The organism is Flavobacterium sp. ST-158 (assembly GCF_058309975.1).
The window spans coordinates 271,658-291,131 of sequence record NZ_JBZEEN010000001.1 but is presented as its reverse complement, the minus strand read 5'-3'; the positions used below and the strand labels follow the sequence as shown (position 1 = coordinate 291,131).

Below are 19,474 nucleotides of genomic sequence, written 5' to 3'. Positions count from 1 at the left end.
TATGAAAAGGGTATATAAAATAACACTATTGTTAGGCATTACTATGTTAGTAGCTTCATGCCATAATGATAAAGCGCCGAATTATCAGTATTTTCCAAATATGTATGAGTCAGTAGGCTATGAAACTTATTCAGAGTCTAAAGCTTTTGCTAATGGTAAAGAAGGTCAACTTCCAGCTGAAGGTAGTATCAATAGAGGTTTTGAACCTTATGATTATCCTAATACTACTGAAGGTTATGAATTAGCTAAAGCAAATTTGAAATCACCTTTAGATTCATTAGACAGAAATTCTGGTAAGGGAAAAGAACTTTTCGATATCTATTGTATTAGTTGTCATGGAGCAGCTGGTAATGGTAAAGGAAAATTAGTTGAAAGAGAAAAATTTCTTGGGGTTCCTAATTATAAAGATAGAGATATCACTGAAGGAAGTATTTTTCACGTTGAGACGTATGGTTTAAATGCGATGGGATCTCATGCCAATCAATTAAGTGTTCATGAACGTTGGTTAATTGCTGACTACGTTCTAAAACTTAGAAGCCAATTATAATTGTTGAACAAACTGATCGTAATAGATATGTATACATTTTCAAGTAAATTAAAAACTTTTTCTTTTATCTTAATGGCCGTTGGTATATTAGGAATAGGTTATGGTTTTTTAAACGCACCTAAAGATATTCACGAAGTTGAGAATATCCTTTCCGCATCATCTCACGGTGGTCATGGTGAAGCTCATCATGAAGAAGCAAATTCTTCTGAAGATGTTCACGCAACTAAACATGAAGCTGAAAGTGAAGTTAATGCTTCTGCTGAACACGAAGAACATTTAACTCACGTTTTACACCAATTACAGAATAAACCATGGTCTGCTTTGTATGTAGCTTGTATATTCTTTATGTTGCTTACAATGGGAACTTTAGTTTTCTATGCAATTCAACAAGTTGCTGTAGCAGGATGGTCTCCAGTATTATTTAGAGTTATGCAAGGGATAACAGCTTATTTACCTTATGGTTCTGCTATTTTCTTTGTAATATTAGTTTTGTGTGGTCTTCATTTTAATCATTTATTTGCATGGTTAAATGAAGGAGTAACAGATCCTAATAATGCTAATTATGACGCATTAATTGCTGGTAAATCAGGTTATTTAAATTTTGGTTTCTGGATCGCTAGAGCTGCAATTTTCTTAATTGGATGGAATTTATACCGACACTTTTCAAGAAAAAACTGTTTAGCTCAAGATGAATCTAATGATAATTCAAATTATAAAAAGAATTTTAATATCTCAGCAGGTTTCTTAGTATTCTTTATCGTTTCTGAGTCTATTATGTCTTGGGACTGGATTATGTCAGTAGATCCACATTGGTTCTCAACATTATTTGGTTGGTATGTATTTGCAAGTTTCTTTGTAAGTGGTATTACTATGATTGCTATGGTTACTGTTTACTTAAAATCTAGAGGGTTTTTAGAGTATGTAAGTACTAGTCATATTCATGATTTAGCTAAATTCATGTTCGGTATTAGTATCTTTTGGACATACTTATGGTTCTCTCAATTTATGTTAATCTGGTATGCAGATATTCCTGAAGAGATAACATATTTTATTACAAGAATTAATGTTTACAATTTGCCATTTTTTGGGGCTGTTGTTATGAACTTTGTGTTCCCATTATTAATTCTTTTAAATACAGATTTCAAGAGAATTACTTGGGTTATTGTAATGGCTGGTATTGTTATATTAACGGGTCATTATATTGATTTCTTCAATATGATTATGCCTGGTTCAGTTGGTGACCAATGGTTTATTGGAGTTCCTGAAATCTCATCAGTTCTTTTCTTCCTTGGGTTGTTTATTTTTACAGTGTTTACTGCATTAACTAAAGCTCCTTTATTAGCAAAAAGAAATCCTTATATCGAAGAAAGTAAACATTTTCATTATTAATTTTTAAAGAGATAAACAGATGACAAGTTTGTTGGTAATTATAGTTTTAGTTTTATTAGCTGTTGCTTTATGGCAATTGACTAAAATATTCGACCTTACTCAAGTTGGTTCTGCCTCAAATAGCTCTCAAGTAGCTAATGATAAAGACAACAACATACAAGGGTATTTGATGTTTGGGTTTTTGGCATTCTTATATGTTTTTACAATATATGGTTTAATTGCCTGGGGTAATTTGCCGCTTCATACTCCAGCTTCGGCTCACGGAGGTCAAGTAGATCATTTAATGAATATTACTTGGGTTTTAATTTTCCTTGTACAAGCAATTACGCAAGTATTATTATATTACTTTGCTTTTAAATATAAAGGTAAAAAAGATCAAAAGGCATTATATTTTGCTGATAATAATAAATTAGAAGCATTATGGAGTATTATTCCTGCTGTAGTTTTAGCTGGTTTGATTCTTTACGGTTTATATGCTTGGACAAACATTATGTTTATTGATGAGGATGAAGATACTGTAGTAGTTGAATTATATGCTCAACAATTTAAATGGACAGCTAGAATTGCTGGTGAAGATAATGTTTTAGGTAAAGCTAATGTGAGATATATTGAAGGAATTAATACATTAGGTGTTGATTTATCTGATCCAAATGCTCAAGATGATATTGTGGTAAGTGAACTACATATTCCTAAAGGTAAAAAAATTCATTTCAAGTTCCGCTCACAAGACGTATTGCACTCTGCATATATGCCACATTTTAGAGCTCAAATGAACTGTGTGCCAGGAATGGTTACTGAATTTGCCTTTACTCCAATTTATACTACGGCAGAATATAGAGAGTTGCCTTATATGATTGAAAAAGTAGCTCACATTAATGAATTAAGAGCTAAGAAAAGTAATGAGTTAATAGCTAAAGGAGAATCTGGTTTAGATCCTTATACTTTTGACTATTTGTTACTTTGTAATAAAATTTGTGGAGCTTCTCACTACAATATGCAAATGAAAATTGTTGTAGATACTCCTGAAGATTACAAAAAATGGTTAGCTGATCAAACTACACTTGTTAGTCAAGTTAAAGCTTCTTTGGAAACACCAGCAGAAGATGCAGCAGCAGCTCCAGCTGAAGTTAAAGAAAATGATACAGTAGCAGCTACTAAAGTAGCTATGAAATAATTATTAAGAAAATTTAAAGTATAATATATGTCAGCAGAAGGTCACGATCACGCTCACGATCACGAACACGAACACCACCATAAAGAGACATTCATTACTAAATACATCTTTAGTATTGATCACAAAATGATTGCTAAACAATACCTTATTACAGGTATTATTATGGGGGTTATTGGTATAAGTATGTCTTTGCTTTTTAGAATGCAATTAGCTTGGCCAGAAGAATCTTTTAAAATATTTAATGTTTTATTAGGTGATAAATTTGCTCCAGACGGAGTAATGGCTAATGATGTTTATCTTGCATTAGTGACAATACACGGTACTATAATGGTATTCTTTGTATTGACCGCTGGATTAAGTGGTACTTTTAGTAACTTACTGATTCCTCTTCAAATTGGTGCACGAGACATGGCATCAGGATTCATGAACATGATTTCTTACTGGTTGTTTTTCTTATCAGCTGTAGTTATGTTAGCTTCTTTATTTGTAGAATCAGGACCTGCATCTGCTGGTTGGACAATTTATCCTCCTTTAAGTGCTTTGCCTCAAGCAATTCCTGGTTCAGGTACAGGTATGACGCTTTGGTTAGTATCTATGGCTATATTTATTGCATCTTCTTTAATGGGATCTTTAAATTATATCGTTACTGTTATTAACTTGAGAACTAAAGGTATGTCTATGACTAGACTTCCTCTTACAATTTGGACGTTTTTTGTAACAGCTATTATTGGAGTTCTTTCTTTCCCAGTTTTGTTATCTGCAGCTTTATTGTTGATTTTTGATAGAAGTTTTGGTACTTCATTCTTCTTATCTGATATTTATATTGCTGGAGAAGTTTTACACTACCAAGGTGGTTCACCAGTATTGTTTGAACACTTATTCTGGTTCTTAGGTCACCCTGAGGTATATATTGTAATCTTGCCTGCAATGGGACTTGTATCTGAAATTATGGCTACAAACTCTCGTAAACCTATCTTTGGTTACAGAGCGATGATTATGTCAGTTCTTGCTATTGCATTCCTTTCAACTATTGTTTGGGGACACCATATGTTTATTTCAGGTATGAATCCTTTCTTAGGTTCTGTATTTACTTTTACAACCTTATTGATTGCAATTCCTTCTGCTGTAAAAGCATTTAACTGGATTACAACTTTATGGAAAGGTAATTTACAAATGAACCCTGCAATGTTGTTCTCTATCGGAATGGTTTCTACTTTCATTACTGGAGGTTTAACAGGAATCATTTTAGGTGATAGTACATTAGATATTAACGTTCACGATACTTACTTTGTAATTGCTCACTTCCACTTAGTAATGGGTATCTCTGCACTTTACGGAATGTTTGCAGGTATCTACCACTGGTTTCCTAAAATGTTCGGTAGAATGTTAAATAAAAACTTAGGGTATGTTCACTTTTGGATAACTGCAGTTTGTGCTTATGGTGTTTTCTTCCCAATGCACTTTATCGGATTAGCAGGTTTACCAAGACGTTATTATACAAATACAAACTTTCCGTTATTTGATGATTTGCAAAATGTGAATGTATTGATTACGACTTTCGCATTAGTTGGTGGAGTTTTTCAATTGGTATTCTTATATAACTTCTTTAGTAGTATTTTCTACGGAAAGAAAGCGGATCAAAACCCATGGAGATCTACTACATTAGAGTGGACAACACCAGTAGAACACATGCATGGGAACTGGCCAGGGGAAATTCCAGAAGTTCACCGTTGGGCTTACGATTACAGTAACCCAGAACACGAAGAGGATTTTGTTCCTCAAACGGTTCCAATGAAACCAGGTGAGTCAGTTTTACACCACTAAAAATATTTTAAACCTCTGTTTTTTACAGAGGTTTTTTTTTGACTGTATTTTTGTTCTGTTTATTATTTCCAATTCACAAATCGTTTTTTCTATCTTTGTTAAATGAATGAAAATTTAGACCCAACAACTAAGGGATACAATCCTGAAGAGCTTGATCTCGAAAAAAGATTGAGGCCGCTTAGTTTTGATGACTTTGCAGGTCAAGATCAGGTTTTAGAAAATTTAAAAGTTTTTGTGGCTGCTGCCAATCAGCGTAACGAAGCCTTAGATCATACTTTGTTTCACGGTCCTCCAGGATTAGGAAAAACAACTTTGGCTAACATCTTGGCTAACGAATTAGAAGTTGGTATTAAAATAACTTCTGGACCTGTTTTAGATAAACCTGGAGACTTAGCTGGTTTGTTAACGAATCTTGAAGAAAGAGATGTTTTGTTTATTGACGAAATTCATAGACTGAGTCCTATAGTGGAAGAGTATTTGTATTCGGCTATGGAAGATTTCAAGATTGATATTATGATTGAATCGGGGCCTAACGCAAGAACGGTTCAAATTAATTTGAATCCGTTTACCTTAATTGGAGCGACAACTCGTTCAGGACTTTTAACAGCTCCTATGCGTGCTCGTTTTGGAATTTCATCTCGATTACAATATTATACGGTTGAATTATTAACTACCATTATACAAAGAAGTGCTTCTATTTTAAAAATGCCTATTTCTATGGAAGCAGCTATTGAAATTGCAGGTAGAAGCAGAGGTACGCCTAGAATTGCAAATGCTTTGTTGAGACGTGTTCGTGATTTTGCGCAAATAAAAGGAAATGGAACTATTGACATTGAAATTTCTAAATATGCATTAAAAGCACTTAATGTTGATGCTCATGGTTTGGATGAAATGGATAATAAAATTTTAAACACTATTATTGATAAGTTTAAAGGTGGTCCTGTTGGTTTAACCACATTGGCAACAGCAGTATCTGAAAGCAGTGAAACTATTGAAGAAGTATATGAGCCTTTTCTAATTCAAGAAGGATTTATTATGCGAACACCACGTGGTCGTGAAGTAACTGATAAAGCCTATAAGCATTTAGGAAAAGTTAGGAATAATATTCAGGGTGAACTTTTTTAAAAATAATAATAATATTATAGACTTAAGAGCTAAATACACGCAGTTTATCAAATCCGAAGCCCAACGCCTCGGATTTTTGTCTTGTGGTATATCTAAAGCTGGATTTTTAGAAGAAGAAGCTCCTCGTTTAGAAAACTGGTTGAATAAAAATCATAATGGGCAAATGTCCTATATGGAAAATCATTTTGACAAACGTCTAAATCCTACTTTGCTTGTTGATGATGCCAAAAGTGTGGTTTCGCTTTTGTTGAATTATTATCCGGAACAGCAACAAATTCAAGATTCTTTTAAAATTTCTAAGTACGCTTATGGCAAAGACTATCATTTTGTAATTAAAGAGAAATTAAAAGAATTACTATTCTCTATTCAAGAATCTATCGGAGCGGTTTCTGGACGTGCTTTTGTGGATTCGGCACCAGTTTTAGATAAAGCTTGGGCAGCTAAAAGTGGCTTAGGTTGGATAGGGAAAAACAGTAATTTACTGACTCAAAAAGTAGGTTCTTTTTACTTTATTGCCGAGTTAATTATTGATTTAGAACTAGAATATGATAATCCTACAACGGATCATTGTGGTAGCTGTACCGCTTGTATTGATGCTTGTCCTACACAAGCAATTATAGCTCCTTATATTGTTGATGGAAGCAAATGTATTTCTTATTTTACAATCGAACTTAAAGAAAATATCCCTTCGGAAATGAAAGGTCATTTTGATGATTGGATGTTTGGTTGTGATACCTGCCAAGATGTGTGCCCTTGGAATCGCTTTTCTAAATCACATAGTGAACCTCTTTTTAATCCTAATCCTGATTTACTGACAATGACCAAAAGAGATTGGGAAGAAATGACCGAGGAAACCTTTAAAATAGTTTTTAAAGATTCAGCTGTTAAAAGAACCAAGTTTCAGGGTTTAAGTAGAAATATAGATTTCCTGAAGTCTTAAGAAATTAAAAAAATAAAATTATAGATAGTGTAATAATTATTTTTGATGATTTTTTTTTTATATTTATAGTTCTTAAAAAATTCTCAATATGACTGTAAATCAAATATTAAGCACAAAAGGGAATAATGTATATTCAATTATTTCTACGATTAGCGTTTATGACGCTATAAAGGTAATGGGAGAGAAAAATGTTGGTGCAATATTAATTATTGAAGAGGGCCAACTTAAAGGTATTCTGTCTGAGAGAGATTATGCTCGAAAAATTGTTCTTAAGGATAAATCTTCCAAGAATACTTTAGTTCATGAGATAATGGTAAGTAATGTGATTACTGTAGGTCCTGAAGATGATTTGGATAATTGTATGGAATTGATGATTTCTAAGAGAATCCGGCATTTACCAGTTGTTGAGGATAATGAAGTAATAGGGCTTATTTCTATTGGAGATGTTGTGAAATCTATTATAGAAAAGCAAAAAGAAACTATACAATTATTGGATTCTTATATTAATGGAACCCAATCTTAGTTTTTTTAAAAAGAATATACTCCAGCCGCAAATCATTGCGGCTTTTTTATTTGCTTAATAGTTAGTTTTTTATAAAAGAATTATGAAAATGTTAACTTTTTAAGTTAAGACTTCTATCTTTGTGTATAAGATAAAACTGCCATTATGAATAAAGATAGCAAAAGAAGAGAAGCCTTACTATACCACGCTAAGCCCACTCCGGGTAAAATTCAAGTTGTACCAACAAAGAAATATGCTACTCAAAGAGATTTGTCTTTGGCTTATTCTCCTGGTGTTGCAGAGCCTTGTTTAGAAATAGCTAAAGATGTAAATAATGTTTACAAATACACCGCTAAAGGTAATTTAGTTGCTGTTATTAGTAATGGAACTGCGGTTTTAGGACTTGGAGATATTGGGCCAGAAGCCTCAAAACCTGTAATGGAAGGAAAAGGTTTGTTGTTTAAAATTTTTGCTGATATTGATGTTTTTGATATTGAAGTAGATACTAAAAATGTAGAAGAGTTTATCCAAACGGTTAAAAATATTGCCCCCACTTTTGGAGGGATTAATTTAGAAGATATCAAAGCACCGGAATCTTTTGAAATTGAACGCCGACTTGTAGAAGAGTTGAATATTCCTGTAATGCATGATGATCAACACGGTACAGCTATTATTTCGGCTGCGGCGTTAATCAATGCATTAGAATTAGCTAAGAAAAAAGCCGAAGAAGTTAAAATGGTGATTTCTGGAGCAGGTTCTGCTGCATTAGCTTGTGCAGACTTATACGTTTTGTTAGGGGTTAAAAAGGAAAATATTTTGATGTTTAATAGCAAAGGGGTTTTAACTAAAAATAATCCTTCGCTTTCTGTTTTACAACAAAAATACGCTCGTGATATAGAACCCGTTTCACTTGAAACAGCTCTAAATAAAGCGGATGTTTTTATAGGATTGTCTTCAGGAGATATTATGACTGCTAATATGTTGTCCAGTATGGCTAAGAATCCTATTGTTTTTGCAATGGCAAATCCAACGCCTGAAATTGATTATAACTTAGCAATTGCTACTCGTAAAGATGTAATTATGGCTACAGGAAGATCGGATCATCCTAATCAGGTAAATAATGTTCTAGGATTTCCATATATTTTTAGAGGAGCTTTAGATGTTCGTGCCACTAAGATTAATGAAGAGATGAAAATGGCTGCTGTAAAAGCGCTGGCTTCTTTGGCAAAAGAATCTGTTCCGGAACAAGTAAATGTGGCTTATGGTGCTACCAAATTAGTTTTTGGAAGAGAATATATTATCCCTAAACCATTTGATCCTAGATTAATTAGTGTTGTTTCACCTGCTGTAGCAAAAGCAGCTATGGAATCGGGGGTAGCTTTGAATCCAATTTCTGATTGGAATAAATACAAAGAAGAACTTATAGAAAGATTAGGAAATGATAATAAAATGGTTCGATTGATTAGCAATCGTGCTAAAATGGCTCCTAAACGCATTGTGTTTTCAGAAGCCGATCATTTGGATGTTTTAAAAGCTGCTCAAATTGTTTATGAAGAAGGTATAGCTTTTCCTATTTTGTTGGGAGATAAAGAGGTTATTTTGGAATTAAAAGAAGAATTAGGTTTCGATGCTGATGTAGAAATTATAGACCCCAAAACTAGCGAGGAAAATTCAAGAAGAGACAGATATGCAACCGCTTATTGGCAGTCAAGAAAACGTAGAGGTATTTCTTTGTTGGATGCACAAAAATTAATGCGTGAACGTAATTATTTTGCTGCTATGATGGTGAATACTGCAGAGGCTGACGGATTAGTTACTGGTTATACCAGAAGTTATTCGACTGTTATAAAGCCGATGTTGCAATTAATTGACAAAGATTCTGATGCGTCTATTGTGGCTACAACCAATATGATGATGACTTCTAGAGGCCCGATGTTTTTGTCAGATACAGCAATTAATATTGATCCATCAGCTGAGGATTTAGCTAAAATAGCTTTGATGACGGCAAAAACAGCTCGAATTTTTGGTGTGGAACCCGTTATCGCTATGGTTTCTTATTCTAATTTTGGGTCGTCTACCAATGAAAAAGCTTCAAAAATTAGAGATGCAATAGCTTATTTGCATAAAAATCATCCAGATTTAATTGTTGATGGAGAAATTCAAGCTGATTTTGCTTTGAATCCTGAAATGTTAAGCGAAAAATTCCCTTTTTCTAAATTAGCAGGAAAAAAAGTCAATACCTTGATTTTTCCAAATCTTGATTCGGCCAATATTACCTATAAATTAATGAAAGAATTGTACAAAACAGGATCAATAGGTCCTATTATGATGGGAATGGGAAAACCAATTCATATTTTTCAATTGGGGGCTAGCGTAGAAGAAATGGTTAATATGGCAGCTATTACTGTTATTGATGCTCAAGAAAAAGAGATTAGAAAAAATAATTTAAAATAAACTATATAGTTTACGAAATTAAAGAATAAATGATTGCACATATACAAGGGAAACTGGTTGAGAAATCGCCAACACAACTCGTTATTGACTGTGGTGGAGTAGGTTATGAAGTTCATATTTCATTGCATACTTATTCATTACTCCCTAATACAGATTTTATAAAAGTATTTACATATCTTCAAATAAAAGAAGATGCTCATACTATTTTTGGCTTTGTAGAGAAATCTGAACGAGAAATTTTTAAATTGTTACTTTCGGTTTCGGGTATTGGAGCAAGTATTGCAAGAACGATGTTGTCATCATTAGATCCCAAACAAATTACCAATGCAATTGCATCAGGAGATGTAGTTACTATTCAGTCTATAAAAGGAATTGGAAGCAAAACGGCTCAAAGAGTTATTTTAGATTTAAAAGAAAAAGTATTAAAATTGTATGATTTGGACGAAGTTTCGATTTCGCAAAGCAATACAAATAGAGATGAAGCGTTATCTGCATTAGAAGTATTAGGTTTTGCTAGAAAAGCTTCTGAAAAAGTGATAGATAAAATTGTAAAAGAGGATCCAGATGCATCTGTTGAATCGATTATTAAACAAGCATTAAAAAGCTTATAAAAGAAAGCAAAAACCAATTGTATGCATAAAATTTGTATTTTTTTGGGAGTTTTATTATGCGGTTTTGTATCATTCGCTCAAGTAAATGAACCCGCACAGGATACTACAAAAACAGGATATTCTTTAGGAAAAGTTCAAATAAAAGATCCTAAAAGTATCCTATCGGCATATACATATGACCCTAAAACAGATAGATATATTTATACAAACTCAGTTGATGGGTTTTCAATTAAGTATCCTGTTATTTTGACACCAAAGGAATATGAAAATTTAGTGTTGAAAGAATCTATGAAGGATTATTTCAAAAAGAAATCCGATGCTATTGATGGGAAAAAAGAAGGAAGTGAAGCTGATAAGAAAGATTTGTTACCTAGGTATTATGTCAATTCAGGATTGTTTGAATCTATTTTTGGGAGTAACACTATCGATGTAAAACCTACTGGTTCTGTAGAAATGGATATGGGGGCTCGTTTTACCAAACAGGATAATCCTTCTTTCTCTCCAAGAAACAGAAAAAATTTGGCCTTTGATTTTGAACAAAGGATAAGCATGAGTTTAATGGGAAAAGTAGGTACCCGACTCAACGTAAATGCTAATTATGATACTCAATCTACTTTTGCTTTCCAAAACCTACTTAAATTAGAGTATGCTCCAACAGAGGATGATATTATTCAAAAAATTGAAGTAGGAAATGTAAGTATGCCGCTGAATAGTTCGCTAATTAGAGGAGCGCAAAGTTTATTTGGAGTAAAGGCGCAATTACAATTTGGAAAAACAACCGTTACAGGTGTTTTCTCTGAACAAAAATCGCAAACCAAAACAGTTGTTTCTCAAGGTGGAGGAACAATACAGGATTTTGATATTTATGCTTTAGATTATGATAGTGACAGACACTTTTTCTTGTCGCAATATTTTAGAAATAAATATGATGCTGCTTTAAAAAACTATCCATTTATTGATAGTAGGGTACAAATTACCCGAATAGAAGTTTGGGTTACTAATAAGCAAACTCGTCTGAATACCACGTCAAATAACCTTAGAAATGTAATTGCACTTCAGGATTTGGGAGAAGCACAATTAACGGGTTTAGCCGATAATGAAGTAGTTGTTTTAGGTTCTTCTGCAGGAATGTTTAATAATCCAGTAGATTCGCCATCTGATAATTCGAATAACAAGTATGATCCAAGCCAAATTCAGTCAGGTAGTGGATTGTTGAATTCTAATATTCGTGAAATGGCTACAGCAAATTCTGGTTTTAATGCTACTGTAAGCGAAGGTCAGGATTATTCTAAACTTGAAAATGCGCGTAAATTAACCACCAATGAATATACTTATCATCCGCAATTAGGGTACATTTCCTTGCAACAAAAATTAGCCAATGATGAGATTTTGGCAGTAGCTTACGAATATACCATTGGAGATAAAGTATACCAAGTTGGAGAATTTGGTAACGATGGTGTTGATGCAACTCTTGTTACAGGAACAACACAATCAACTCAGGCGGTAATTACGCAGAGTTTGATTTTGAAGATGCTTAAAAGTAATATAACAAATGTAAAAAATCCAGTTTGGAATTTAATGATGAAAAATATTTATCAAATTCCAGGTGCTTATCAAGTAAAGCAAGAAGATTTTAGATTTAATATTCTTTATACCGATCCATCGCCATTAAATTATATTAATCCAGTTACAGGAAGTCCTTTTCCAGTTAATCCATCGCCAGATAATCAAGTGGCAGAAACGCCTTTGTTGAATGTATTTAATTTGGATAAATTAAATTACAACAACGATCGCCAAAGTGGTGGTGATGGTTTTTTTGATTTTATTTCCGGTTTGACTGTCGATTCTCAAAATGGACGAATTATTTTTACTACTAAAGAACCTTTTGGAGAATTGTTATTTAATAAATTGTCCAATCCTAATGCAGGAGAAGATTATAATAATACAAATTCATACAATGCTAATCAAAGTAAGTATGTTTTTAGAAACATGTACCGCAACACCCAATCGGGAGCATTGCAAGACAGTGATAAAAATAAGTTTTTATTAAGAGGAAAATATAAATCTTCCAGTGGTGACGGAATTCCAATTGGGGCTTTCAATGTGCCACAAGGTTCTGTTGTAGTTACTGCTGGGGGAAGGGTTCTGGTAGAAGGAGTTGATTATAGTGTCAATTATCAATTGGGTAGAGTGCAAATTCTAGATCCATCTTTGCAAGCATCCAATACGCCAATCAATGTTTCGTTAGAAAATAATTCTATTTTTGGTCAACAAACCAGAAGGTTTATGGGAGTAAACGTCGAGCATAAATTTTCAGACAATTTTACATTAGGAGGTACTTTCTTGAAAATGACTGAAAAACCATTTACTCAAAAATCTAATTATGGTCAAGAATCAGTAAACAATACTATTTTTGGATTCAATACTAATTTTTCTACTGAGGTGCCATTTTTTACTCGATTAGTAAATATGCTTCCTAATGTTGATACCGATGTCCCATCGAATTTATCGGTTAGAGGAGAAATTGCTTTCTTGAAACCGGGTACTTCAAAAGCTGATCAATTTCAAGGAGAATCAACATTATATGTAGATGATTTTGAAGGTTCGCAATCTACTATCGATATGCGTTCGGCTTATGCTTGGAGTTTAGCATCTGTTCCAGAGGAAAATACGAATAGCGCTTATAATTTTAATGCAGCAGCTAATGATTTAACTTATGGGTTTAAAAGAGCAAAATTGGCTTGGTACACTATTGATCCTATTTTCTATGTGCAAAAACCATCCGGAATATCCAATGACGATATTTCGTTGAACTCTACCAGAAGGATTTATAGTGAAGAATTGTATCCATTGACAGATATTGCGCAAGGGCAAACACAAGTAATTAGTACTTTGGATTTGACTTATTTTCCGTCTGAAAGAGGGCCTTATAATAATAATTCTAGTTTTAGTTTGTACCCAAAAGAAAATTTTGGAGGTATTATGCGTTCGCTGAGTTCTACTAATTTTGAACAAGGAAATGTAGAATACATTCAGTTTTGGGTTTTAGATCCTTATGTAGGTAATGGAAAAGTTGATGGGACTAATACAGGTAAAATTTATTTTAACCTAGGAGAAATATCCGAAGATATTTTAAAAGATGGTCGAAAACAATATGAAAATGGTTTAGGACCAGATCAAGTATTAGTAAATCCAAGACCAATTTGGGGTGATGTTCCTGCTTCGCAATCATTAATTTACGCTTTCGATGCTGATACTAAAAATAGAAAGACTCAAGATGTTGGTTTAGATGGTTTGTCTAATGCTGCTGAAGCAACTGTTTATAATAATTTTGCCAGCGAACCTGATCCAGCTGCCGATGATTATACATATTATCTAAATACTTCAGGAGGAATAAAAGAACGTTATAAAAACTATAATGGCGTAGATGGAAATTCTGCGGTAGATATAAATGATCCAAATCGTGGTTCTTCTACTGTTCCAGATGTTGAAGATATCAATAGAGATAATACCATGAATACGATTAATGCGTATTATGAATATAGTGTTGATATGAAACCTGATATGCAAGTAGGAGAAAATTATGTTACTGATATCAGGGAAACACAAGCGCCATTGCCTAATGGAGAAGTGACTAATGCGAGATGGATTCAGTTTAAAATTCCAGTATCGCAACCTCAAAATACCATCGGAAATATTACTGATTTTAGATCCATTCGTTTTATGAGAATGTTTATGACTGGTTTTGAAGATGAAGTTACTGTGCGTTTTGGAGCTTTGGATTTAGTACGTGGCGAATGGAGAAGATATACAAGTACATTGGATCCTAATGATACGAATGTGGATGATGATAATACAGAATTGGATGTAACTGCTGTTAATATTCAAGAAAATAATGAAAGATGTCCTGTTAATTATATTACGCCTCCTGGTGTTAGAAGAGAACAGTTGTACAACAATAATACTTTGATTAATCAAAATGAGCAATCGTTGTCACTAAGAGTTGCTGGAGATGGTTTAGAGGTTGAAGATTCAAGAGCTGTATTTAAAAACGTGAGTGTGGATATGCGTCAGTTTAAAAAGCTGAAAATGTTTTTACATGCTGAATCTTTGACAGATGAAATTCCATTGGGAGATGACCAAATGGTTGGATTTATTCGTTTTGGAAATGATTTTACTCAGAATTTTTATCAAATTGAGATTCCTTTAAAAGTAACAAAAACAACATTAAGTAATTGCGACTATACAGCTGAACAAGTTTGGCCTGAAGCCAATGAAATTGATTTGGCCTTGTCTTTATTGACCAAATTAAAAGTTCAAGCCATGAGTATAGATCCAAGCACACTGCCTCTAGACGGTATTTATTATAAAAATGAAGAAGAGCTGGATGGGAGTTTAGCTAATAAAACCAATAAACTTCGATTAGGAATTAAAGGAAATCCTAATTTTGGAATGGTACGTACCTTAATGGTGGGTATTAAAAATAGTGATACACATCAAAAAATAAAAGGAGAAGTATGGTTCAATGAACTTCGTTTGGCTGATATGGACAATCATGGAGGGATGGCAGCAGTCTTAAATGTTGATACCAATATGGCTGATTTTGCTACCGTTTCTGCAACTGGAAAAATGAGTACAGTTGGATTCGGAACCATTGAACAAGGACCGAATGAGAGAAGTAGGGAAGATATTCAGCAGTATAATATTGTAACTAATTTGAATTTAGGGAAATTGTTGCCTAACAAATGGGGGATTAATTTACCGTTTAATTACAGTGTAGGGGAGGAAACTATTAAACCAGAATACGATCCGTTTAATCAAGATATTAAATTAAAACAACTTTTAGCAGAAACAGCCGATGCTGACGAAAGAGCTAATTTAAGAAATCGTGCCATTGACTATACTAAGCGTACAAGTATTAATTTTATTGGGGTAAGAAAACAAAGAGGAGCTGAACAAAAACCTCATGTTTATGATCCTGAAAACTTTACATTTTCGCAATCGTTCAATAAAGTGGAGCGTCATGATTATGAAATTGAAGATTATTTAGATCAACAAGCGAGTACATCTGTAGATTATGCTTATAGTTTTGATAATAAACCAGTAGAGCCTTTCAAGAAAACAAAATTCATGAAGAAAAGTAATTATTGGAAGATGTTAAGTGATTTTAATTTTAATTATTTACCGTCTAATATTACTTTCAATACCAATATTAATAGACAATACAATCGTCAACAGTTTAGACAGGTTGATAATGTTCCGGGTCTTGAATTAAATCCTTTGTACCGAAGAAATTTTGGATTCAACTATAATTATGGTTTCAATTATAATTTAACTAAATCATTAAAGTTTAGTTATGCGGCTTCCACAAATAACCTTGTTAAGAATTATTTAGATGATAATGACCAACCAATAGAAGATTTCTCTATTTGGGATAGTTATTGGGATATAGGTGATCCTAACCGTCATACGCAACAAGTTGTTCTGAATTATGAATTACCTATTAACAAGATTCCGTTGTTTAGTTTTGTAAAAGCTACATATTCTTATACAGGAGATTACAGTTGGCAAAAATCAGCCAACGCATTGTCTGAAATAGTTGTAGATGGAACAGGATATAATTTAGGGAATACCGTTCAAAATGCACGAACAAACAATTTGAATGCTAGTTTCAATATGGATTTGTTGTACAAGTATTTAGGGATTTCCAAAAAAGCAAAAGCTCCAGTTAGAAAAACTCCAACTGTAGCACCTAAACCAGGACAAAAAATTACAGCAGTTGCAAAAACACCAACCAAAGACAATGAGTTTGTAGATGGACTAATGGGAGTTTTAACGAGTATTAAAAACATTCAAATTAATTATTCTGAAAATAGTGGAACACTTTTGCCGGGTTATACACCAAGTATTGGTTTCTTAGGTTCTTCAAGACCTTCATTAGGATTTATTTTTGGTAGTCAGGATGATGTGCGATATGAAGCTGCTAAAAATGGTTGGTTAACCAATTATCAGGAGTTTAGTCAAAATTATACTCAGGTATCCAATAAGATTTTGAAAGCTACCGCTAATGTAGATTTATTCCCAGATTTAAAAATCGATTTGACGATGGACAGATCATTCTCTGAAAATTATTCGGAACAATATGATGTATCTGCAGATGGAACATATAATTCTCGTTCACCATATAATTATGGAATGTTTTCTATCTCTACGGTATTAATTAAAACAGCGTTTTCTACAAGTAATGAAAATACTTCGGCTGCTTTTGATGATTTTAGGACTAACAGATTGTTGATAGCTAATAGATTGGCTACTGAAAAAGGAATCAATATTTTTGATTCGGCAAATATTGATGACGAAGGTTATCCAAAAGGCTTTGGCAAAAACAGTCAAGCCGTATTATTGCCGGCATTTATAGCAGCTTATACAGGGACTAATGTAGATAAGGTTTCTACTGGAATTTTTAGAAGTTTTCCAATTCCTAACTGGTCTATAAAATACAATGGATTGATGCGTTATAATATGTTTAAAAAGAATTTCAAACGTTTTTCATTGCAACATAGTTACAGGGCTTCTTATACCATCAATCAGTTTAGATCAAATTTTGATTATGATAATGATCCTTCGGGAACAGACGATAATGGTAATTTTTTCAATAAAACACTTATTTCTAATGTCAATTTAGTGGAGCAATTTAGTCCGCTTGTTCGTATGGATTTTGAATTAAAAAATTCATTAAAAGTACTTACAGAGATTAAAAAAGATCGTGCTTTGTCTATGAGTTTTGACAATAACTTATTGACCGAAGTAAAAGGAATTGAATATATAGTAGGTTTAGGATATCGATTTAAAAATGTAGTTTTCTCTTCAAGATTGGCCGATAATCCTACCGGAGTTATTAAAGGTGATATTAACCTTAAAGCCGATTTGTCGTATAGAAACAATCAAACTATTGTACGTTATTTAGATTACGATAACAATCAATTGGCAGGTGGGCAAAATTTATGGTCATTGAAACTAACAGCCGATTATTCGTTTAGCAAAAACCTAACGGCTATTTTCTATTATGATCATTCGTTTTCAAAGGCTGTAATATCGACTTCATTTCCTATAACAAATATTCGTTCCGGATTTACGCTTCGATATAATTTTGGGAATTAATTTCTAAAATCTAAACAGGATTTAAGTTGAAGATTGTTACATTTGCAAAAAAATAATTTTTATATTTCAAATACTATAATTATGAGTATACCAGCAAATTTAAAGTACACTAAAGACCACGAATGGGTAAGTTTAGAAGGGGATATTGCAACAGTAGGAATTACACATTTTGCTCAAAAAGAGTTAGGTGATATTGTTTATGTTGAAGTGGAAACTTTAGATCAAACACTTGATAAAGATGAAGTTTTTGGTACTGTAGAAGCGGTAAAAACAGTTTCTGATTTGTTTCTTCCTTTATCGGGAGAAATTATCGAGTTCAATTCTGGATTAGAAGATGCACCTGAATTAGTAAATTCTGATCCTTACGGAGCTGGTTGGATGATTAAAATTAAAGTAGCTAATTTAGCTGAATACGATACTTTGTTAACTGATGAAGGATACAAAGAACTTATTGGTGCTTAAGAAAATTAGTTTAGGAGCAGCCTTATCTTGGGCAGGATTTATTTTATGTCTCTGTCTTATTAGAATAAGTGAGCTTCCTGAAGTTAAGATCCCTTATATTGATAAAATAGTTCACGTCTTTTTTTATTTTGTTTTTAGTGTGTTGTGGTTTTACACGTTTCGTTTTTACTTTAGGAAACAAAGTCGTGCAAAACTTTTGAAAATAGTTTTTATAATGGCCTTTCTTTTTGGAGTGACAATAGAACTGTTTCAAACATTTTTTACAAACTATAGAACGGGCGATATTACCGATGTTATGGCTAATACTAGCGGAATATTATTAGCAATAGGCGCAATCAATATTTTTGATAAAAACGATTTTTTTAAGTAAAATATCATAATAAATACAAATCCTGCTTCGGCAGGATTTTTTGTTTGAAATATTTTTGTGATAGTGCAAACAAGCGATTTTATAGTAAAATAGATATTTTTAAGGTATTAAATGTATTTTTGTGTACCAAGTACCAATTGACAAAGCAATAATCATGGACATTACTTCATTTCTTGATTCAACTTATTTAAAAACGCCTGTTCAGGCTGGACTAGATGAAATTCAAAACCAAGTTGTAGTAGAGGGTTTTGTGAAAGAAGCCATTCAGGAAGGTTTTAAATTAATAATGATTCGTCCTGAAATGGTTAGTTTGGCTAAACAAATGATTGTGGGAGTAAAATCAAGTTTGCAATTAGGTACCGTTATTGATTTTCCTGAAGGCTCGTCCAGCATTGAAAAGAAATTAGAAGAAGCCAATAAGGTTATTTTAGACGGAGCTGATGAATTGGATTTTGTATGCAATTATCAAGCTTTTAAAAAAGGTGAACTGGACCTGCTTAAACATGAGATTCTAAAAGCTACACAGTTTGTTTTGGCTCATCATAAAATTATCAAATGGATTATTGAGGTGGCTGCTTTAACTGATAAAGAGATTATTCAGTTGTCGGCATTGATAAAAAATGTGGTAATGGCTAATTTTAAAGAAGCTGATTATGCATCGGTTTTTGTCAAATCGTCTACGGGTTTTTATAAAACAGAAAATAACGAGCCTAATGGCGCAACAATTCCTGCTATAGTTATGATGTTAGAAAATGCTTCGCCTCTTCCTGTAAAAGCGGCAGGTGGTGTTAGAAGTTATGATGAAGCTGTTGCAATGATAAAATTAGGTGTAAAACGTATAGGGACTTCATCGGCAAAAATAATTGTTGATGGAGGTTGTAATTCTGACGAATATTAAGATAATGATTGAAAAAG

At 33.0% G+C, this 19,474-nt stretch carries 13 protein-coding genes; all 13 read left to right on the top strand.

What is annotated here, in order from left to right; genetic code table 11:
• Nucleotide 1 precedes the first annotated feature (1 nt).
• The 13 genes from AC4FRF_RS01220 to deoC all read left to right on the top strand — a co-directional run bounded on the left by AC4FRF_RS01220 (nt 2) and on the right by deoC (nt 19,457).
• Nucleotides 2-547, top strand: coding sequence for a c-type cytochrome (locus tag AC4FRF_RS01220; RefSeq protein WP_491157620.1), 546 nt, complete (start codon nt 2-4; stop codon nt 545-547).
• Nucleotides 548-574: 27 nt separating this feature from the next.
• Complete coding sequence (locus AC4FRF_RS01215; RefSeq protein ID WP_491157619.1) at nt 575-1,936, top strand: quinol:cytochrome C oxidoreductase; 1,362 nt, start codon at nt 575-577, stop codon at nt 1,934-1,936.
• A 19-nt stretch (nt 1,937-1,955) separates the two neighbouring features.
• Nucleotides 1,956-3,110, top strand: coding sequence for a cytochrome c oxidase subunit II (locus AC4FRF_RS01210; RefSeq protein ID WP_491157618.1), 1,155 nt, complete (start codon nt 1,956-1,958; stop codon nt 3,108-3,110).
• 27 nt (nt 3,111-3,137) lie between these two features.
• Entirely contained in the window at nt 3,138-4,934 is a 1,797-nt protein-coding gene (locus AC4FRF_RS01205) for a cytochrome c oxidase subunit I (protein ID WP_491157617.1), read from the top strand.
• Between the two features lie 102 nt (nt 4,935-5,036).
• Nucleotides 5,037-6,059, top strand: coding sequence for a Holliday junction branch migration DNA helicase RuvB (ruvB, locus tag AC4FRF_RS01200; protein ID WP_491157616.1), 1,023 nt, complete (start codon nt 5,037-5,039; stop codon nt 6,057-6,059).
• The gene (queG, locus tag AC4FRF_RS01195) at nt 6,046-6,999 is read left to right on the top strand and encodes a tRNA epoxyqueuosine(34) reductase QueG (protein WP_491157615.1); all 954 of its coding nucleotides are present in this window, start codon (nt 6,046-6,048) and stop codon (nt 6,997-6,999) included. The genes ruvB and queG overlap by 14 nt, the downstream gene beginning before the upstream one ends.
• Nucleotides 7,000-7,087: 88 nt before the next feature.
• The gene (locus AC4FRF_RS01190; RefSeq protein WP_491157614.1) at nt 7,088-7,522 is read left to right on the top strand and encodes a CBS domain-containing protein; all 435 of its coding nucleotides are present in this window, start codon (nt 7,088-7,090) and stop codon (nt 7,520-7,522) included.
• Between the two features lie 144 nt (nt 7,523-7,666).
• A complete protein-coding gene (locus AC4FRF_RS01185; protein WP_491157613.1) occupies nt 7,667-9,955 on the top strand; it encodes an NADP-dependent malic enzyme in 2,289 nt (762 codons plus the stop codon).
• Nucleotides 9,956-9,984: 29 nt separating this feature from the next.
• Nucleotides 9,985-10,566 carry a Holliday junction branch migration protein RuvA gene (gene ruvA / locus AC4FRF_RS01180; protein ID WP_491157612.1) on the top strand — a complete coding sequence of 194 codons (582 nt, stop codon included), beginning with the start codon at nt 9,985-9,987 and terminating at the stop codon, nt 10,564-10,566.
• A 21-nt stretch (nt 10,567-10,587) separates the two neighbouring features.
• Nucleotides 10,588-17,727 (top strand): T9SS outer membrane translocon Sov/SprA, encoded by a 7,140-nt coding sequence (gene sov / locus AC4FRF_RS01175; protein WP_491157611.1) that lies wholly within the window; start codon nt 10,588-10,590, stop codon nt 17,725-17,727.
• Nucleotides 17,728-17,808: 81 nt separating this feature from the next.
• Nucleotides 17,809-18,189, top strand: a complete 381-nt coding sequence (gene gcvH / locus AC4FRF_RS01170) for a glycine cleavage system protein GcvH (RefSeq protein WP_491157610.1) — start codon at nt 17,809-17,811, stop codon at nt 18,187-18,189.
• Entirely contained in the window at nt 18,182-18,559 is a 378-nt protein-coding gene (locus tag AC4FRF_RS01165; protein ID WP_491157609.1) for a VanZ family protein, read from the top strand. Before gcvH ends, AC4FRF_RS01165 begins: the two co-directional genes overlap by 8 nt.
• A 154-nt stretch (nt 18,560-18,713) precedes the next feature.
• Nucleotides 18,714-19,457, top strand: coding sequence for a deoxyribose-phosphate aldolase (gene deoC / locus AC4FRF_RS01160; protein ID WP_491158286.1), 744 nt, complete (start codon nt 18,714-18,716; stop codon nt 19,455-19,457).
• Nucleotides 19,458-19,474 lie beyond the last annotated feature (17 nt).